Source organism: Halomarina halobia, from assembly GCF_029338575.1.
Lineage (GTDB): Archaea > Halobacteriota > Halobacteria > Halobacteriales > Haloarculaceae > Halomarina > Halomarina halobia.
The window spans coordinates 145,531-163,238 of the sequence record NZ_CP119993.1 but is presented as its reverse complement, the minus strand read 5'-3'; the positions used below and the strand labels follow the sequence as shown (position 1 = coordinate 163,238).

Below are 17,708 nucleotides of genomic sequence, written 5' to 3'. Positions count from 1 at the left end.
ATAGAACAGGGCTGGTGGGGCTGACCCCGGTCGGCGGTCTACTCCAGGCGCAACTCGCCGGGGGTCGTTCGGTATAGTTCGATAAGGCCGCCGCGGTCGAAGATGGATTGAACCTCCGGGGGCAGCGATTCCGACTCGAAGCGCTCGCCGGTCGTGCAGTTGCGAACGGTGCCCGCACCGATGTCGACCGCGATCTCGTCGCCCTCCGAGACCCCACCGGTGACGCCGGGACAGGTAACCGCCGGGAGGCCGATCGCGACCGCGTTGCGGTAGAATATTCGAGCGAACGACTCGGCGACGACCGCACCGATACCCGCCGCCTGAATCGCCGCGGGGGCGCTCTCGCGGCTGCTCCCGGAGCCGAACCGGTCACCGGCGACGACGATGTCGCCCGCGTCGATGGTCGAGACGAACTCGGGGCGCTCGGGTTCGAAGACGTGCTGTGCCATCACCGCGAGCGGCTCACCGAAGTAGTCGCTCGGCGTGATGACGTCTGTGTTCACGTCGTCGCCGAAGACGCGCGCGACTCCTCGCATCGTCACACCTCCGCGGGGTCGGTGATACGACCCGTAATCGCCGAGGCCGCGGCGGTGGCCGGACTCGACAGGTAGATCTCGGAGCTGTCGGCACCCATTCGCCCCCGGAAGTTGCGGTTCATCGCCGCGAGGCACACCTCATCGTCCCCCAGGACCCCGAGGCCCATCCCGATACAGGCCCCACAGGTCGCGTTCGTCGTGGTCGCTCCGGCGTCGGTGAACACGTCGACATGTCCCTCGCGGACTGCGCGGCCGTATATCTCGCGGGAGGCGGGCGTGACGATCAGACGGGTATCCGGATCGACCGTCTCCCCCTCGAGGATCTCGGCTGCCGCCTTCAGGTCCTCGAACTTCCCGTTCGTACAGGAGCCGATGAACACCTGGTCGAGTTCGACGCCCGCCGCCTCGTCGACGTCGACGACGTTGCCGACTTTGTGCGGGAGCGCGATCTTCGGACGGAGGGCATCTGCGTCGATTTCGTGGACTGCTCGGTAGGTGGCATCCTCGTCGGCCCGAAGGGGGTCGTACTCACCGTCGGTGCGGTCGTCGATGTAGTTGGTCACCGCCGCGTCGACGGGAGTGAACCCGAACTTCGCACCGAGTTCGATTGACATGTTAGTGAGGGTGAATCGGCCGTCGAGCGGCAGACCCTCGATCGCTGAGCCGGCAAACTCCAGCGAGCGATATTGGCCGACGCCGGTACCGTGTTCGCCGGCGATGGACAGCAGGAGGTCCTTGGACGTGACGTGTTCGCCGAACGTCCCCCCGATCTGGAACTTGACGGTTTCGGGTACGCGAAACCAGTTCTGCCCGGTGGCGTAGACGTACGCCATGTCGGTGTGACCGAGTCCGGTACCAGCGACGCCGAACGCGCCGGCACTCGTCGTGTGTGAGTCGGTGCCGACGAGCAGGTCTCCCGGCTTGTAGTGGCCACGTTCGTGGAGCACCTCGTGGGCGATGCCGGTGCCGACCTCGTAGAAGTTCTCGATCCCCTGTCGCTCGACGAACTCGCGGATCCGGCGTTTGTCGTTCGCGTCGTCGATGGAGTGTGACGGGGCGACGTGGTCCATCGGGCAGACGATACGCGAGGGATCCCACACCTCATTGACGCCCATCTCCTCCAGTCGTGCGATTACGCCGAGGGTTCCGAGGTCGTGGGACATCGCGACGTCGATGTCACAGACCACGTGGTCACCCGGGGCGACCGCGCTTCGACCCGCGGCGCTCGCCAGTATCTTCTCCGCCATCGTGCCACTCATGCTCATGGATTTCGACCCTGATCGCTTAACCCTACCGGCGTATCATCGGCGAGCGGCGGAAGAGCGAGAACACCGTCAGTCGTCGCCGACGGAGACGCGGGGGTCGATGATGCCGTAGATAACGTCGACCCCGAAATTCGCGATGATGACGAACGCCGCAACCAGGAAGAAGACGAACTGGACGACGGGGAAGTCCCGTGAGAGGACGCCCTGTACGAGCGCGTAACCGATTCCGGGCCAGTTGAACACGATCTCGATGAGGACGAGACCGCCGATGGCCCGCGTCATCGACACCGGGTAGAGCGTGATGACCGGAAGGCTGGCGTGCTTCAGAAGGTGGCGCATCCGATTGCCCCCGGGGATACCGGTCATTCGGTGGTAGAAGAAGAAGTCCTGGCCGAGTACCTCAACGACGCTCGTTCGCATGATGAGTACCGGCAGGTAGAGATACCTGAATACGACCGCCGTAAACGGGAGGATGTAGTGGTGGGCGAAATCGGCGGTGAGGTACGGTCGCCACCACGGCGCGTCGGCGAACCGGCCCGCCGACTGGAACCCGAACATGCCGGACGTGGGGAACAGATTGAGCCAGCCCGCGAAAACGATTATGAGCACGATGGCGATGAAGAATTCCGGGAACGCACCCGAGAAGACGATCGGCGGGAGACCGTACTTCTCGATCGCTTGGCCGCGCTTTTCGCCGAGGTAGCCACCGATGAGCGACCCGATAATGTACGTGACAGTGATCGCGGGGGCGACGAGGATGAACGAGTTGAAGATCTTCATCTTCACGAAGTCCCAGACCGGTTGGCGGAACTGGAGCGACATGCCAACGTCCCCAACCAGAAAGTTCCGCATGTACCGAACGTACTGAATGTGGAGCGGGTCGTTGAGTCCCCACTTCTGTTCGAACGCCGCGATGGTCTCTGGGCTCGCACCACGGAACATCATGATATCAGTGAAGCTTCCCGGCAGGAGCCGGAAGAAGAAAAAGATAAACGTCAGTGCGAACCAGAGCATAAACACCGTCTGGAGAGTCCGGACGAGGAGGAACCGCGCACGTCCCATTACAGTTCACCCCCTATTGCAATTGTCGCAGGCGTCTTCTTCGAGCGGTCGTGGTCGTGAGTGGATCGTTCGAATACCATGGTTAGTCGTTCCGTGTAGCGACGTCCGCCGTGTTCGTCATCGATTCGTCCGGCATCGCGTCCGAAGCCGGCACGTGCTCCTCGTGATCGTAGTAGAGGTGGCAGGCAGTCTCGACACCGTCCTCCACCTCGACGAACGCAGGCATCTGCTCACAGATGTCCATCCGCTTGCCACACCGGTCGCGGAACCGGCACCCCTGATCGAGGCCGATCGGGTCACGCGGTGCGCCTTCGAGGGTCGTCCGCTCGCGCCCGTGGTGCGGATCAGGGATTGGGATGGCGTTGATCAGCGCCTGCGCGTACGGATGGCGAGGATTATCGAGCAGTTCCTGTGTAGGCGCTCGTTCGATGATCCGTCCGAGGTACATGACGTTTATCTCTTGGCAGATGTACGAAACCGTCGAGAGATCGTGGGAGATGTAGAGCATGGACGCGCCGACGTCCTCCATCAAGTCGGACAGGAGGTTGAGGATCGCAGCCTGCGTCGAGACGTCTAGCATGGACACCGGCTCGTCGGCCAGGATGAGGTCCGGTTCTACGATGAGCGCTCGCGCAATGGAGACGCGCTGTTTCTCACCGCCGCTGAGCTGCCGCGGGAATCGATCGACGTACTTCTCGGGAGGCTGGAGTTCGACGCGCTTGAGTACCTGTTCGACGCGGCGCTCCCGGTCGTCCATGCCGTGGATCTTCAGGGACTCGAGGAGCGTCTCCTTGACAGTCATCTTCGGATCCAGCGCGTTGAACGGGTCCTGGAAGATGATCTGGACGTTGCTGCGGAACTCCTTCCAGTCGCTACGGCCGAACTCGGAGACGTCGCGCCCGTGGAAGAGGATCTGGCCCTCTGTCGGTTCGTGGAGGCCGATCAGCGTCTTCAGGAGCGTCGACTTCCCGCAACCGCTCTCGCCGATGACGCCGTGCGACTCGTTCTCGTGGAGAGTGAGGGAAACGCCGTCTACCGCCTGTATCATGTCCTGCCGTCGCCGCAACAGGGTGTCGAGTACGCTGGTACTCTGGCTAAAGTACTTTTTGAGGTTGCGGATTTCGAGGACGGGAGTCCCGTCGTTCACGAGACATCACCCCGGAGGGATCGCTCGTTCGCTCGGTCCACCTTTAGCTCCTCCTCCTTGCGGAGACAGGAGGCGAGGTGGGGCTCCGTGCTCGTCGAACTGCTGGTTGATTCGAGCGGCGGCGAGTTCTTCCGACACTCGTCGACAGCCCACGGACACCGATCGACGAACGTACAGTAGTCCACGTTACCCATGTTCTGTGGCGGGTTCCCCTCGATGATACCTAAGTCCCGGTCCGGATACCGAACGTCCGGGAACGCCTCCTGTAAGAGGATGGAGTACGGGTGACGCGGGTTGTCGAACAGTTCGACGACGCTGCCGACCTCGGCGACCTGTCCGGCGTGCATGATCGCCATCTTGTCGCACGACTCGAAGACCACGCTGATGTCGTGGGTGACGAGTACCATGCTCGTGTCGTGGTCTTCCTTGATCTCGTCGAGGTACTTGAACACCTGGTCCTGCATGATGACGTCGAGCGCGGTCGTCGGTTCGTCGGCGACGATCACCGCCGGTTTGAGGAACAGGGCGAGCGCGATGAGCGCACGCTGTTGCATCCCTCCTGAGAACTGGTGGGGGTAGTCGGAGACCCGGCTCTTCTGGAGCCCGACGATATCGAACATCCGCTCGATCCGCTCGCGGATCTCCTCCTTCGAGAGGTCGGTGTGCGTCCGGGCGATCTCGATCGCCTGCTCGTCGATCCGCTGCAGCGGGTCGAGACTGCTCATCGATCCCTGTGGGATCCAGGAGATCTCCTTCCACCGGAGTTCTCGGTTCCGTTCCTCGTCAGAGAGGTCTTGGATCTCCTCGCCGCGATACTTGATCTTCCCGGAAGTGATCCGACCGTTGTCGTCCAGACCACCCAGAATCGCCTTGATGATGGTGCTTTTTCCGCAGCCGGATTCGCCGACGAGCCCAAAGTACTGTCCCTCCTCGATGGTGAACGACGCATCTGAAACAGCCGTCAGGAGGCCGTTGGAAGTCCTGTACTGTACGGTGAGGTCTTCGGCTTCGAGTAGTGGTTCGGTCATGTATGGTCACCCCGCTTGCACGAACGCGTCGTCAGCGCCCTGTCCCGCGATGTTCTCGTAGCTCCTCCCGAACATGAACGTCGAGAGGACGGTCAGTGCTATCAGTATCCCTGGTGTCAGCGACCACCACCACGCGTCTGCCATCAAGCCGGAGTTGTAGGCGTTCCGCACCATTATCCCCCAAGACGGGACGAACGGGCTCGAGACGCCGATGAACGAGAGGCTCGCCTGTAGGATTATCGTGTAGCCGACACCGAGCGAAAAGAACAACACGGCCATCGTAGCCACGTTCGGGAGGATATGCTTGGCGAGTATCCGGGGCGTACTCGCGCCGGTCGCTTTCGCCGCGAGAACGAAGGGCCGCTCCTTGATCTGAAGCACCTGTGAACGCAAGACGCGCGCGTTCCCCCGCCAGAGGAGTAACCCGATGACGACGATTGACGGGATGAATCCGACGCCGAATAGCGCGATGAGCACGATCGCGAAGGGGATCAGCGGCACGCCATAGACGATGTCGGTGAACCGCATGAGTAACGTATCCACCCAGCCACCGAAGTAACCGGCCGTGACTCCGATAGTCATCCCGATGCCAATTATGAGTGATCCACCGAGTAGACCGGTTATTACCGTCGGTCGTGCGCCGTAGAGGATACGCGAAAAGACATCGAGCCCCGTATCCGTCGTCCCAAGCGGATGGTCGAGCGATGGAGGGGCAGTCCGAAGGAGATCCCCGTCCTCGGCGTATATTGGCTCGTCGTACTCGTAAGGTGCGAGTGACGGTCCGATGACCCCGAGTGTGAGTATGAACAGGAGAAAGAGAAGATACATCGCAGTAGACCGATCCTCGAGCATGAGCTCCAATGCTCCAGCGACGTTCCTCACAACGTAGTTGTCCCGCGCTTTCCCAGCGATCGAGGATACGGCCTGTGTGGACATCACTATCATACTGTATTCGAAGTGGTTTTAAACGTTTTGGTGGTATACGACCCCATAACCCCGTGCCGTGATCGGCCGATCGGGTGACAAGACTGATTATCTCTCGGATGGGAGGGCGTATCATGAGCAGTGAAACCACTCACCGCAGTCACGAAGCGCCAGCAGCAGAGATCGCGTCGTTCGTCTCGAACTTGACCTACGACGGCGTCCCCGCCGATGCGGTCCGAATCGCGGAGCGCTGCTTCGTCGATACGGTTGGCGTAACCCTCGCGGGTGCGGTGGAAGGCGCCGGTGAGACTGCGGCGACGGCAATGCGTGCTACCGGCGAGGACGGAGGACCGGCGAGCGTCCTCGGCCGGGGGACGACTGCATCCGCGGTCGGGGCAGCGTTCGTGAACGGGACTGCCGGTCACGGTCTCGACTTCGACGATGTTTCTGACGGAGTGAACGGCCACCCGAGCGTGACTCTCGTCGCCCCGACGCTGGCGGTCGGCGAGGCGGTCGGAGCCTCCGGTCGGGCGGCCCTCACGGCATTCGTCGCGGGGTTCGAAACCGAGTGCTACCTCACTGCACCGATATCACCGGACCACTACGCGGCGGGATGGCACGCGACTTCCACCATCGGTACCTTCGGGGCCGCCGCGGCGGCCGCGAGTCTCCTCGACCTCGACGAGGAGCGGACCGCCCACGCGATCAACATCGCCGCGTCCATGCCCGCCGGTCTGAAGCGCAACTTCGGGACGATGACGAAACCGATGCACGCAGGCCAGGCGGCCCGGTCGGGAGTAACCGCCGCGTACCTCGCCGCCGACGGGTTCACGGCCGACTACGACGCGATCCGCGACTCCAAGGGGTTCATCGAGCTGTACGGCGGGACCGACGACCCCGACTTCGACGCCATGCACTCGCTGGGGGACCACTGGGCGATCACCGAGTACGGTGTCGGCGTAAAAAAGTATCCGTGCTGCTACTTCACGCACACGGGGATCACCGCGGCGTCACGGCTCATGGGCGAACACGATCTCGACGCAGAGGACGTGGTGGCTGTCGATGTCCTCGCGTCGAGGGGGGCCGGCGACGCCCTCCACAACGACGATCCGGACACCGGACTCAAGGGGAAGTTCTCGATGCAGTACAGCATCGCCAGCGCCATCGCCCGCGATCGGGTCGGACTGGCGGCGTTCGACGACGAGAACGTCGACGACCCGGCGGTGCAGGCCGTCCGTGAGAAGGTGTCGTTCGACACCGACCCTACCGTGCCGTACGGGTCCTACACAACCACCGTGACCATCGAGACGGTCGACGGTTCCCACTCGAAGACACTCGACGAACCCGAAGGGACCCACGACAACCCGCTGTCGGAGGCCGAACTCCGCGAGAAGTTCCTGATGTGCGCCGACCGCGCGCTCGACCGTTACGAGAGTGAACGGCTATACGAAGCCGTGAACGACCTCAGGGGGTGCGGCGACGTGAGCGACATCTTCTGAGGGCCGGGCGGGCCTACAGTTAAGACCCCTCGGTCGTTACGGCATGCCATGGAGTTTGGACTCTTCCTGGCCAATCAATTCGAAATGGACCGTTCGTTGGACGGGATCGCCGACGAACTGATCGCACAGACGAAACTCGCCCGTGACACTGGGTTCTCGTCGCTGTACATCGGCGAGCACCACGCGACCGACGACCGACAGTACCTGTTGAACGAGCCCCTCCTCGCCTATCTCGCCGGCCATATCGGAGAGATGACGATAGAGACGGGGATGTGCCTGCTCCCGTACCACAATCCGGTTCGTATCGCCGAGTACGGGGCGACGATGGACGTTCTCACCGGCGGGCAGTTCCGCCTGGGCGTCGCCCAGGGGTACCGACCGAAGGAATACGAGGTATTCGGCGTCGACAAAGCGGATGGGCTCGCCCGGTTCGTCGAGGGTATTCAGCTGATCAAGCGACTCTGGACGGAGGACGGCGTCACCTACGACGGGAAGGTGTACTCGTTCGACGATGTGACGATTAATCCGAAACCGATTCAGGACCCTCGTCCGGAGATCATCGCCGGTGCGAGCAATGAGTCGAGCGTCCGTCGAGCGGCCAAACTGACCGACGGTTGGCTCGGCGCGCACGTTCCCTTCGACCAGGCTACGGACCAGGCTGCAGCGTTCCGTGACGAGCGGAACAAACAGGACGCCGACGAAGGGTTCGTCGGTATCGCCCGCGAGGTGTTCGTCGCCGACACGACCGAGGAGGCCGAATCGGCCGTCAGGGATCACCTGACGGCCAAGTACGAGTCCTACTCGGCGTGGGGTCAGGACGACGTTATCGAGGGGGACGACTTCGGCTCGCCGTGGGAGAAGCTCAAACACGGACGGTTTATCGTGGGGACGCCCGCCGAGGTCGTCGCCGAACTCGAACGTTACCAGGAGACGATGGATCCGGATCAGATCATGATCCGCACGCAGTTCCCGGGGATGGGCTTCGGGGAGGCGAATCGGTCAATCGAACTCCTCGGCGAGGAAGTCCTGCCGGAAGTGCAGTAACACTAAAGCAGGGGCCGACTGTCGGTACATCTATCTCTAGGGTGACCGAGAGAAGAACCTGTGACGATCTGATCCTCCGGAGCAGATCGGGATGGATCCTCAGCCCAGTTCGCGTAGCCACGGCAGTGCCCTGCACTGCCGGTCCAAACATATAAGTCACCTCCTGCGACTTGGTAGCAGTATGCGGTTACGCAGAAGCGAGTTGACGACGCCAGGCAGTAGTACGAAGATGATGGAGAAGGCGGCCTCCTCGGACGCCGATGAGGTCATGTTGGACCTCGAGGACGCCGTTGCTCCCGCCGAGAAGAAGGAGGCCCGGGGGAAAATCGTCGAGGCGATCCATGATCTCGACTGGGGCGAAAAGGTCATCGCCGTGCGGATCAACGACCTCGACACACGCTACGCGTACGGTGATCTCGTCGAGGTCGTCTCGGGAGCCGGCGAGGAGATCGACGTGATCATCGTCCCGAAGATACAGGTCGCCGCCGACGTCTACATGGTCGACAAACTGCTGGGCCAGATCGAGGCCGACGAGGGAATCGAGAGCCCGATCGGGATCGAAGTGCTCATCGAGGAGACCGAAGCGCTCCAGCACGTCGACGAGATCGCGGCCTCGAGCGACCGCCTGGAGTCGCTCATCTTCGGCCCGGGCGACTACTCCGCGTCGCAGGGTGTGAACCTCGACAGCATCGGCTCCGGTGACGAGGGACTCTACCCGGGTGACGTCTGGCACTACGTGCGCAACCGAATCGTCGTCGCCGCGCGCTCGAACGGACTCGACGCCATTGACGGTCCGTTCGGTGATTTCTCCGATCCCGAGGGGTACCGCGAGGAGTGCGTCCGCTCGAATACGCTCGGATTCGTCGGCAAGTGGGCGATCCACCCGAGCCAGATCGAGATTGCCAACGACGTGTACGCCCCCACCGAAGGGCAGGTAGCGTACGCACAGAGGGTCGTCAACGCGATGGAACGCGGGGTCGAGGAGGGACTCGGTGCCGTGCAGGTCGATGGTGAGATGATCGACGAGGCCTCTGTGAGGAGTGCGCGACGACGACTCGAACGGGCCCGACAGGTCGGCATGGTCGACTGACGCTGGAGGATTAGACCCAAACCTTGCCGTTTTCCGTGCCGTCGACCGAGAGCACCGCGGCGGCCATCGGCCCCGTCCCGGCAGTGACCCCTAGCCGAACCGGGGGATGGAGCGGGGAAAGACTCTTAACCCGAATCGCCTACTATGGAAACGCGCATGGCAAGGAGTACCAGTAGTACGAAAACTGAAAAGATAAACTACTTCGAGGATTTCGAAGAGGGACAGGAGTTCGAGCACCACTGGGGGCGGACGATCAACGAGGGGGACAACAGCCTGTTCTCGACGTTGACGATGAACGCGAATCCCACCTACTTCAACGCCGACTACGCGGGGGACCTGGGTCACAACGGGGTGGTGGCGAACCACCTGCTGGCGTTCAACGTCGTCTTCGGCATGAGCGTTCAGGACCTCTCCGAGGCAGGAGGTGCGTTCCTGGGGGTTGAAGGGCTCAAGTTCCACGAGACGGTGTATCCCGGCGACACGCTGTACGCCGATAGCGAGGTCCTCAGCAAACGCGAGAGCGAGTCACGCCCGCACCAGGGCATCGTCCACTGGTACACGAAGGGGACCCGTCCCGACGGGGAACTGGTGCTCGAGTACGAACGGAAGAACCTGATCGGCAAACGGGAATACAACGAGGAAGGCGGACAATGAGCTATCTGAACGACGAACTACGGATGGTCCGACAGGAGGCGAGACAGTTCACGGCGAACGAGGTCCTCCCCGAGGCCAACGAGCGGGACTCGGAGAACGAGCGGATGAGTGACGAACTCGTCGCGAAGCTCGGTGAGATGGGGTACTTCGGCATTACGGCCCCCGAGGAGTACGGGGGACTCGGGATGGGTCCGCTCGCGTACGCCGTCGTGACGGAGGAACTCGCACGTGGGTGGATGAGCGTCGCCAGCATTATCGCCCGCGGCCAGAACCTCGCCGGCGGAACCGAGGAGCAGAAAGCGAAGTACGTCCCCGACATGGTGACCGGTGAGCGGCTTCAGGCGACGAGCATCTCGGAGCCGGGAGCGGGAAGCGACGTTGCGGCCATGAGTACGACCGCCGAGAAGGTCGGTGACGAATACGAGATCAGCGGCCAGAAGACGTGGTGTACCTACGCGAAGGGTGCTGACTTCATCATCCTGTACGCGAAGACGGACCCGGAGGCCGATCCGAAACACCGGGGCATCTCCTCGTTCATCATCGACAAGACTCCCGGCGAGTTCGACGTGGACGGGCTCTCGGCGACCAAACTGAACACCATAGGGTACCACGGTTGGTACTCCTGGGAACTCAATCTGGACAACGTTCGAGTCCCCGAGGATAAGCTCATCGGTGGCGAGGAGGGCAAGGCGTTCTATCACATCATGGAGTTCTTCGAGCCGGCGCGGATTCACACGGCGGCGCGTGCGATCGGGCTTGCACGCGGCGCCCTGGAGGACTCGTTCGACTACGCTCAGGATCGCGAGCAGTTCGATCAGCCGATCGGCGAGTTCCAGTCCATCCGGTTCAAGCTCGCGACGATGGCGACGAAGATCGAGGCAGCCCGCCAGCTCACCCACTACGTCGCGAAACAGAAAGAGAGCGGGCGTCGGTGCGACCGAGAAGCGTGTATGGCGAAGTACTTCGCCAGCGAGATCGCCGAGGAGGTGACCAGCGAAGGAATCCAGATCCACGGCGGGAACGGGTACACGACCGACTACCCGCTGGAACGCTACTGGCGGGACGCCCGGCTGACGAAGATATTCGAGGGAACGAGCGAGATCCAACAGCGTGTCATCGCCGATCGGATGTTCGAGAACGGCGTGCACAACGAGGCGTGACGATGGGACGAACGAGCGACAACAACTACTACGAGGACTTCGAGGTCGGCGCGGTGTACGATCACCCTCGGGGGAAGACGATGACCGAGATGGACAACGTGCTGCTGACGAACCTCGTGTTGAACACTGCACAGGGGCACTTCAACGAGGATCGGATGCAGGACAGCGAGTTCGGCGAGCGCATCGTCTACGGCGGTATCAACCTCTCGCTGGTCTGTGGCCTCGCGTCCGAACACATCTCGGAGAACGCCATCACGATTCTCGGTCTCGACGACGTGCGGTTCGTCACCCCTGTCTTCCACGGCGATACGCTGTACGCCGAGAGCGAGGTGCTGGATAAGCGCGAATCCGACGAGCGTCCCGACGGCGGGGTCGTGACGTTCCGCGTCCGGGGCTACAACCAGGACCAGGAGGACGTCCTCGAGGCGACGAAGAAGGTCCTAGTGAAGAAAGCCGAGTACCACGACTAGGGACCATGGCCCGACAATCCGAAGGCGACGACCCGGGCACTGATGGTTGCCGAGCGGGGCCACTCACGGACGTCCGGGTCATCGACCTCACTCAGATGCTCGCCGGTCCGTTCGCGACGATGGTGCTCGCGGACCTCGGTGCGGACGTCATCAAAGTCGAACGACCACAGGGTGATCTCACCCGGACGAACCCGCCACATCTCGAGGACGACGAGGCGTACGGCGGGTACTTCAACAGCGTCAACCGGAACAAGCGGAGCATCGTCCTCGACCTGAAATCGGAGGAGGGCGTGTCGACGCTCAAGGACCTGGTAGCGGACGCGGACGTCCTCGTCGAGAACTTTCGCGTCGGGACGATGGACCGACTGGGACTCTCCTACGAGACCCTCAAGGAGGTGAACCCACAGCTCGTGTACGCCTCCATCCGCGGGTTCGGCGACCCGCGCGGCGGCGAGAGTCCCCACGCCGACCGCCCGGCGTTCGACATCATCGCACAGGCGATGGGCGGCCTGATGAGCATCACGGGGACCGAGGAGTCGGGACCGGTCAAGGTGGGCCCGGGCGTCGGCGATATCTTTCCGGCCGTCCTCTGTGTCGTCGGCGTCCTCTCCGCGCTGCACGACCGGGAGCGGACCGGCGAGGGCCAGTACGTCGACGTCGGCATGGTCGATTCCGTCCTCTCGCTCACCGAACGCATCGTCCACCAGTACTCCGTCGGCGGGGAAGTCCCCGGGGTGCAGGGGAACACTCATCCGCTCTTGTTCCCGTTCGACCGGTTCGAGGCCCAGGACGGCTACGTGATGATCGCCGCGCCGACGAACAAACAGTGGCGTGCGCTCTGCGAGCACATGGACCGGCCGGATCTCGCCAACCAGTACCCCGACGAGCAGGACCGCGTCGACTACGCCGACGACCTCCGACCGATCGTACGTGAGTGGACCGGCGACCACACCAAAGACGAGCTGTTCGAGCTCCTCGCCGGCGACGTTCCCTGTGGCCCCGTCAACACTGTCGAGGATGTCTTCGAAGACGAGCACTTCTATCGAAGGGGCATGTTACCCGAGGTGGAGCACGCCGACACGGGTGAACATGTGCGCCTGGCGGGCACCCCGATCAAACTCACGAGGACCCCTGGCGGGGTGCGCCATCGCGCGCCGTTACTCGGGGAGCACACGCGTGCGGTGCTCCGGGAGCTAGGGATGGGCGCGGACGAGATCGAGGGTATGCTCGACCGGGAAGTGGCCACGGAGTCCTCCCATCGTGATGTAACCGACGACGAGTAGTGCCATCTAACAGTTAGGTTTCGATAGCGTTTTGTTCCGAGTCCCACACAGTAGGGATATGTTTGAAGACGGACTTCTGGAGGGAGAGACGGCGGTCGTCACGGGGGCGAGTCGTGGAATCGGTCGGACGACGGCGATGCGACTCGCCGAAGCAGGTGCGAACGTCGTCGCGGCTGCGCGCTCGGCGGACATGCTCGAAGACGTCGTCGCGGAGATCGAAGCCGAGACGGCTGCGGAGGCGATGGCCGTGCCCGTCGACGTCCGCGACGAGGAGGGGGTGCACGCCCTCGCCAAGGAGGCGACGGTGTTCGGAGACGGGTCCGTCGAGGTCCTCGTCGCCAACGCGGGTGCGAACTTCCACGTCCCCGTCGCGGAGATGAGCCTGAACGCGTGGAAGACGATCGTCGACATCAACCTCAACGGGACGTTCCTCACCACGACAGCCTTCGCCGACGCGCTCGCCGACGCGGAGACCGGTCGCGTGGTGACGATGGGCAGCGTCGTCGGTCGCGATGGGGCCGCCGAGAGCGCCCACTACGCGTCCTCAAAGGCGGGGATCGAACTGTTCACGCGCACCCTCGCGATGGAGTGGGGTGAACGGAACGTCCGCGTCAACTGTGTCCGCCCCGGGTTAGTCGCGACACCCGGTGTCGAGGAGAACCGTAACGTCACGGCGGGCGACATCGACCGGACGCGGGTCGAGCGTGACATCGGCCACCCCTCGGAAATCGCGGATCTGGTCCTCTTTCTCGTCTCACCGGCGGCCAGCTACATCACCGGCCAAACCTACACTGCGGAGGGCGTCCCCGAGAGCGAGTCATAGGCCAAGCGCATCCACGAGGCTCCGCGCAAATCTCGGTCGACCCGACGTCACGCGCCGAGGTACTCGTCGGCGGATTCGGCAGCGAGTTTTCCGTAGACGGCGGCGTTCATCAGTCCGGTCCCACCGGGGTAGTTGTGGTGGAAGAGACCGCCGGTGCTGTTGCCCGCCGCGTACAGCCCGGGAACGACCCGTCCCCGTCCGTCCACAGCCTCGGCACGTGGCGTGATCTCGATTCCGCCGAACGTGAACGTGATACCCCCCGTAATCGCGTACGCGTAGTACGGCGGGTTGTCGATCGGAAGCGCCCAGTTCGTCTTCGGCGGTGTGACGTCGGTGGCGGCGTTCCCGTCTAGTACCTCGGGGACGAATTCGTCCGGATTACACGCCTCGTTGTACCGTTCAAGTGTGTCGAGCGCCCGCTCCTGGTCGATAGCGAGCTGTTCGACGAGGGCATCGAACGACTCGGCAGTCACTGGCTCCGACGGACCCGTCGCCCGGACGAGGTCGTTGATAGGGTCGTCGACCACGATGTACGCGCGGTGGTCGGGTTGCTGGAAGACCTCCCGCCCGAACTTCGCGTAGGTGTGTGCGCGGGCGTCCTGTCCTTCATCGACGAAGCGCTCCCCGTTCGTGTTGAGGATGACGCCGTACTGGTAGCCGTCGACGCGGTTCGCACCACCTTCGACGTTGGGTGCGTTCGCGTCGATCAGAGCCATGTGTGCGCCACTCCACTGGCCGGTCGCAGCGGCTCCCGCGTCGAGCGCGGCGTCGATGCCACCTCCCGTGTTGTAGCGGCTGCCGCGGACCTTCATATCGTCGAAGCCGGCGCCCATGTAGCGGGCGCGACGCTCTGAACTGGATTCGTACCCGCCGCAGGCTAGGACGACGGCACCGCACTGGACGTCCTGGCGTTCGTCCCCGATCATCGCCTCGACGCCGGTGACCGCCGTGTCGTCCCGACGGATACGTTCTACGTCCGCCTCGTAGAAGACGTCGGCACTGTGTTCCCGTGCCCGATCGATCAGCGTCGCGACCAGCTCCCTGCCGTCACACCACGTCCGGCCGGCAACGTAGCCGACGGCCAGTGGCTCCATGTCCCACGACACGCCGTGGTCGGTCAACCACTCGATGGTTTCGGGGGCGTTCTCCACGAGCGTCCGTGCGAGCTCAGGGTCGGCCCGTCCCTTCGTCTTGTCCATGATGTCATCGTAGAAGTCGTCGACGGTGTAATCGTCGACGGCGAACTCGTACCCGTACTCGGAGAGGTCCGCCGCGGCCGACGGGACACGGAACGACTCGCTGAACTGTGTCTGCCCACCGCGTCGGTCCTCGGGGGCTTTCTCCAGTATGGCAACGTCACGTCCTAGCTCCGCCGCTCTGACGCCCGCCGCAAGTCCGGCCATACCGCAGCCGATAACGACGACATCGTAGCTGTCTTCGCCCATACGTCACGAACTGACGCGGCGTCCATATGAACTTTCGTGACAACTGCCACGGCGTGTGAGCGGGGAAACCGTACGTGACCCTAGTCGGTGGCAGGGGGGGCTGACCTCGCCGACGGTCGCTGCTCCGGAAGCTGGGTGTAGAGGAGTGCTGCAGCCCCGCTGACGGCCGCGAGGACGATGAATGCCTCGTCGAAGAACCCTGAATCGGCGAGGAAGCCAACGAAGACTGCACCGGTCGAGCCGACGACGATGTGAAGGGTCCGGACTAGACCGTAACCGGCCCCCTGGACATCTGCCGGGAGCGCAGAGACGATGTAGGCGTTGTTGATGGGTCCGAGCCCGAGACGGGTACCGAGGACAGTCGACAGCAGTAACAACGGCCCGACACCGCCGACGAACGCGAGCGCCAGCAGCGGGAGGACAGTCGCCCCCGCAATGCTGGCGAGGATCGTCCCCTGACCGTAGCGGTCCGCCAGCGCGCCCGCGACAGGTTGACAGATCGCCCCGCTGAGAAAGAAGACGCTAAGCATCGTCGCCGCGGTACTCTCGGGGAGATCCTTCGCGACGACGAGGTACGTGGGGAGAAACGAGGTGATGGCCTGAAAGATGAACAGCGACATCGCGATACCGGCCCACGCGATGACGATGGCTCGGTCGGAGACAGCGTCGACGAGATGGGCGACCGCGGCCCGTCGACCCCTCCGTTCGTCGGAGGGTGTTCCCCCGTCAGCGCTGACGACCCCGGCGTCGACTGTCTCGTGGGGCACGGCCCACCAGAGCCCGATGGCCAAGAGAACGTACACGGGTAAGGCAAAGGAAAACGCTGCTCTCCACCCGAACTGTGGCGAGATGATCCCGGCGACGAACGGCAGTGCCGCCGAGCCGACGCTCCCGGCCGCGAAGGTCAGCGCGATAGCCGTCGAGTCGTGGCGGGCGAAGACGTTCGAGAGGGCGATCACCCGCGGTGGCCCGTACAGCCCCGTTCCGAGGCCGAAGAGGATACTCGCAGCGACGAACACTGCCAGCGAGTGAAACGCGACGACGAGGCAGACGCTGGCGAACGAGGCGACCATGCTCGTGACGAGAACGGACCGTTCGTTGAAGTAATCCGATAGGAGACCCGCTGGGAGCTGTGCGACGGCGTAGGAGACCCAGATGGCCGTGATGATCGAACCGGCGAGCGCGTTCGACAGCCCGAACTCGACGCTGAAATACGGGAGGACCGCCGGGAAGACGAACCGCATTCCGAATACGAACAGCCACCCGGAGGCGATGAAGGTCAGTACGCGACCACGACCGCCGCCACACAGCTCGGCCAACGTCTCCAGAAGCGAGGACTTCCAGGACGAGACGAGCGCTATCATCGACGGGCCGTCGTCCGGGGGTGTGGTTGATGTACTGGTTCGAGGGATATGTAGCAGAGTTCGATGGGGCGCACAGTGCTCGTCCCCGCGGTACTAACAGACCGACCGGACCTCGCTGATCCGGTCGGCCGCTGATTCCGAACGCATCGGTCCATATATTGGGTCTGAGTACGCACCCGCATAATTCATCCGCCGCGACGGACACGAGGGATGGCCACGGAACGGTGGTCTCTCGCCTGAAAATGAAACAACCCGACAGCTCGTCCCCCTCCAGATGCGTTTGATCACGTCGAACGGATAGAGTGGTCACCGGGTGGCGCACTAACCGCGAGACTGACGTGGGGACTCCGTGTACGGAAGTGTCACGGGAGTAGGGTTCCCAGTAGACCGATGAGACGGGGAAGGACAGCCGACGAGGACGCCCGTCGACCCTCGGCCTGGCTAGACCGACTAACTCGTCGACATCTAGACCCCGAGACGAGAACGTTTGATTCTCTCGAACGTTATAGTGGTGTAGGTTACCATTACACACCCGGCCGTGTCGAGAGCCGCGCCTACGGTGACCGGCGAAGCGTCGAATGACAGGTCCGGGGCGAACGAGCTTGCCTGTAATCCGGTGTGGCGTACCCGACGCACGCGTACGAGATCGTCGTCTAACCGAGCCATCGACGTTCTGCAAGACGTGAGCCACGCCGAGTACGTGACGTAGATGGAGCGGGCCCGACTCAGCTAGCTGAATGACGAATTCGATAGGGAGGCGTACGGGGACGATCCGGTGGTAGGCCTTAACTCGACGACGAACGGCCGATCCACCGTGGTGACGACGTCGCAGCCGACGGACGCAGCTGTGGCTCCGGCATGATCAGTTTCCGAACGGAGTACGAACTCAGAGCAGGCATAGAGAGTAGGCCAAC

General features: G+C 63.2%; 16 protein-coding genes. 8 read left to right on the top strand and 8 right to left on the bottom strand.

Annotated elements, in window-relative coordinates; translation table 11 throughout:
* Positions 1-38: 38 nt before the first annotated feature.
* The 6 genes from P1K31_RS16310 to P1K31_RS16285 form a co-directional block, all read right to left on the bottom strand.
* A complete protein-coding gene (locus tag P1K31_RS16310; RefSeq protein WP_276306370.1) occupies positions 39-536 on the bottom strand; it encodes a LeuD/DmdB family oxidoreductase small subunit in 498 nt (165 codons plus the stop codon).
* A 2-nt stretch (positions 537-538) separates the two neighbouring features.
* On the bottom strand, positions 539-1,795 hold the full coding sequence (locus P1K31_RS16305) for a 3-isopropylmalate dehydratase large subunit (protein ID WP_276306369.1): 1,257 nt from the start codon (positions 1,793-1,795) through the stop codon (positions 539-541).
* A 75-nt stretch (positions 1,796-1,870) separates the two neighbouring features.
* Positions 1,871-2,863, bottom strand: coding sequence for an ABC transporter permease (locus tag P1K31_RS16300; RefSeq protein ID WP_276306368.1), 993 nt, complete (start codon positions 2,861-2,863; stop codon positions 1,871-1,873).
* Positions 2,864-2,945: 82 nt separating this feature from the next.
* Complete coding sequence (locus P1K31_RS16295; protein WP_276306367.1) at positions 2,946-3,911, bottom strand: ABC transporter ATP-binding protein; 966 nt, start codon at positions 3,909-3,911, stop codon at positions 2,946-2,948.
* 95 nt (positions 3,912-4,006) lie between these two features.
* On the bottom strand, positions 4,007-5,038 hold the full coding sequence (locus P1K31_RS16290) for an ABC transporter ATP-binding protein (RefSeq protein ID WP_276306366.1): 1,032 nt from the start codon (positions 5,036-5,038) through the stop codon (positions 4,007-4,009).
* A gap of 6 nt (positions 5,039-5,044) precedes the next feature.
* Positions 5,045-5,974 (bottom strand): ABC transporter permease, encoded by a 930-nt coding sequence (locus P1K31_RS16285; RefSeq protein WP_276306365.1) that lies wholly within the window; start codon positions 5,972-5,974, stop codon positions 5,045-5,047.
* A 122-nt stretch (positions 5,975-6,096) separates the two neighbouring features.
* Here P1K31_RS16285 and P1K31_RS16280 point away from each other — a divergent pair, with 122 nt between their 5' ends.
* The 8 genes from P1K31_RS16280 to P1K31_RS16245 all read left to right on the top strand — a co-directional run bounded on the left by P1K31_RS16280 (position 6,097) and on the right by P1K31_RS16245 (position 13,985).
* Positions 6,097-7,461, top strand: a complete 1,365-nt coding sequence (locus P1K31_RS16280; protein ID WP_276306364.1) for an MmgE/PrpD family protein — start codon at positions 6,097-6,099, stop codon at positions 7,459-7,461.
* A gap of 48 nt (positions 7,462-7,509) precedes the next feature.
* Positions 7,510-8,505, top strand: a complete 996-nt coding sequence (locus tag P1K31_RS16275; protein ID WP_276306363.1) for an LLM class flavin-dependent oxidoreductase — start codon at positions 7,510-7,512, stop codon at positions 8,503-8,505.
* Between the two features lie 181 nt (positions 8,506-8,686).
* Positions 8,687-9,595, top strand: a complete 909-nt coding sequence (locus tag P1K31_RS16270; RefSeq protein ID WP_276306362.1) for an HpcH/HpaI aldolase/citrate lyase family protein — start codon at positions 8,687-8,689, stop codon at positions 9,593-9,595.
* Positions 9,596-9,751: 156 nt separating this feature from the next.
* Positions 9,752-10,249 (top strand): MaoC family dehydratase, encoded by a 498-nt coding sequence (locus tag P1K31_RS16265; protein WP_276306361.1) that lies wholly within the window; start codon positions 9,752-9,754, stop codon positions 10,247-10,249.
* A complete protein-coding gene (locus tag P1K31_RS16260) occupies positions 10,246-11,409 on the top strand; it encodes an acyl-CoA dehydrogenase family protein (protein WP_276306360.1) in 1,164 nt (387 codons plus the stop codon). The genes P1K31_RS16265 and P1K31_RS16260 overlap by 4 nt, the downstream gene beginning before the upstream one ends.
* Before the next feature lie 2 nt (positions 11,410-11,411).
* Entirely contained in the window at positions 11,412-11,879 is a 468-nt protein-coding gene (locus tag P1K31_RS16255; protein ID WP_276306359.1) for a MaoC family dehydratase, read from the top strand.
* A 5-nt stretch (positions 11,880-11,884) separates the two neighbouring features.
* A complete protein-coding gene (locus P1K31_RS16250) occupies positions 11,885-13,162 on the top strand; it encodes a CaiB/BaiF CoA transferase family protein (RefSeq protein WP_276306358.1) in 1,278 nt (425 codons plus the stop codon).
* 58 nt (positions 13,163-13,220) lie between these two features.
* A complete protein-coding gene (locus tag P1K31_RS16245; RefSeq protein ID WP_276306357.1) occupies positions 13,221-13,985 on the top strand; it encodes an SDR family NAD(P)-dependent oxidoreductase in 765 nt (254 codons plus the stop codon).
* Between the two features lie 47 nt (positions 13,986-14,032).
* On the opposite strand, the gene tcuA is transcribed toward P1K31_RS16245, so the two are convergent.
* Both tcuA and P1K31_RS16235 read right to left on the bottom strand, forming a co-directional pair.
* On the bottom strand, positions 14,033-15,430 hold the full coding sequence (gene tcuA / locus P1K31_RS16240; RefSeq protein WP_276306356.1) for an FAD-dependent tricarballylate dehydrogenase TcuA: 1,398 nt from the start codon (positions 15,428-15,430) through the stop codon (positions 14,033-14,035).
* Between the two features lie 80 nt (positions 15,431-15,510).
* Positions 15,511-16,794: an MFS transporter gene (locus P1K31_RS16235; protein WP_276306355.1), complete on the bottom strand. Its 1,284-nt coding sequence runs from the start codon at positions 16,792-16,794 to the stop codon at positions 15,511-15,513.
* Positions 16,795-17,708: the final 914 nt, after the last annotated feature.

Excerpts from the sequence above, each read along its gene's own strand:
- P1K31_RS16250 (WP_276306358.1), top strand. The coding sequence starts at position 11,885 with ATGGCCCGACAATCCGAAGGCGACGACCCGGGCACTGATGGTTGCCGA.
- P1K31_RS16245 (WP_276306357.1), top strand. The coding sequence starts at position 13,221 with ATGTTTGAAGACGGACTTCTGGAGGGAGAGACGGCGGTCGTCACGGGG.
- P1K31_RS16255 (WP_276306359.1), top strand. The coding sequence starts at position 11,412 with ATGGGACGAACGAGCGACAACAACTACTACGAGGACTTCGAGGTCGGC.
- tcuA (WP_276306356.1), bottom strand. The coding sequence starts at position 15,430 with ATGGGCGAAGACAGCTACGATGTCGTCGTTATCGGCTGCGGTATGGCC.
- P1K31_RS16275 (WP_276306363.1), top strand. The coding sequence starts at position 7,510 with ATGGAGTTTGGACTCTTCCTGGCCAATCAATTCGAAATGGACCGTTCG.
- P1K31_RS16300 (WP_276306368.1), bottom strand. The coding sequence starts at position 2,863 with ATGGGACGTGCGCGGTTCCTCCTCGTCCGGACTCTCCAGACGGTGTTT.
- P1K31_RS16265 (WP_276306361.1), top strand. The coding sequence starts at position 9,752 with ATGGCAAGGAGTACCAGTAGTACGAAAACTGAAAAGATAAACTACTTC.
- P1K31_RS16285 (WP_276306365.1), bottom strand. The coding sequence starts at position 5,974 with ATGTCCACACAGGCCGTATCCTCGATCGCTGGGAAAGCGCGGGACAAC.
- P1K31_RS16235 (WP_276306355.1), bottom strand. The coding sequence starts at position 16,794 with ATGATAGCGCTCGTCTCGTCCTGGAAGTCCTCGCTTCTGGAGACGTTG.
- P1K31_RS16290 (WP_276306366.1), bottom strand. The coding sequence starts at position 5,038 with ATGACCGAACCACTACTCGAAGCCGAAGACCTCACCGTACAGTACAGG.
- P1K31_RS16260 (WP_276306360.1), top strand. The coding sequence starts at position 10,246 with ATGAGCTATCTGAACGACGAACTACGGATGGTCCGACAGGAGGCGAGA.
- P1K31_RS16305 (WP_276306369.1), bottom strand. The coding sequence starts at position 1,795 with ATGAGTGGCACGATGGCGGAGAAGATACTGGCGAGCGCCGCGGGTCGA.
- P1K31_RS16270 (WP_276306362.1), top strand. The coding sequence starts at position 8,687 with ATGCGGTTACGCAGAAGCGAGTTGACGACGCCAGGCAGTAGTACGAAG.
- P1K31_RS16280 (WP_276306364.1), top strand. The coding sequence starts at position 6,097 with ATGAGCAGTGAAACCACTCACCGCAGTCACGAAGCGCCAGCAGCAGAG.
- P1K31_RS16310 (WP_276306370.1), bottom strand. The coding sequence starts at position 536 with ATGCGAGGAGTCGCGCGCGTCTTCGGCGACGACGTGAACACAGACGTC.
- P1K31_RS16295 (WP_276306367.1), bottom strand. The coding sequence starts at position 3,911 with ATGATACAGGCGGTAGACGGCGTTTCCCTCACTCTCCACGAGAACGAG.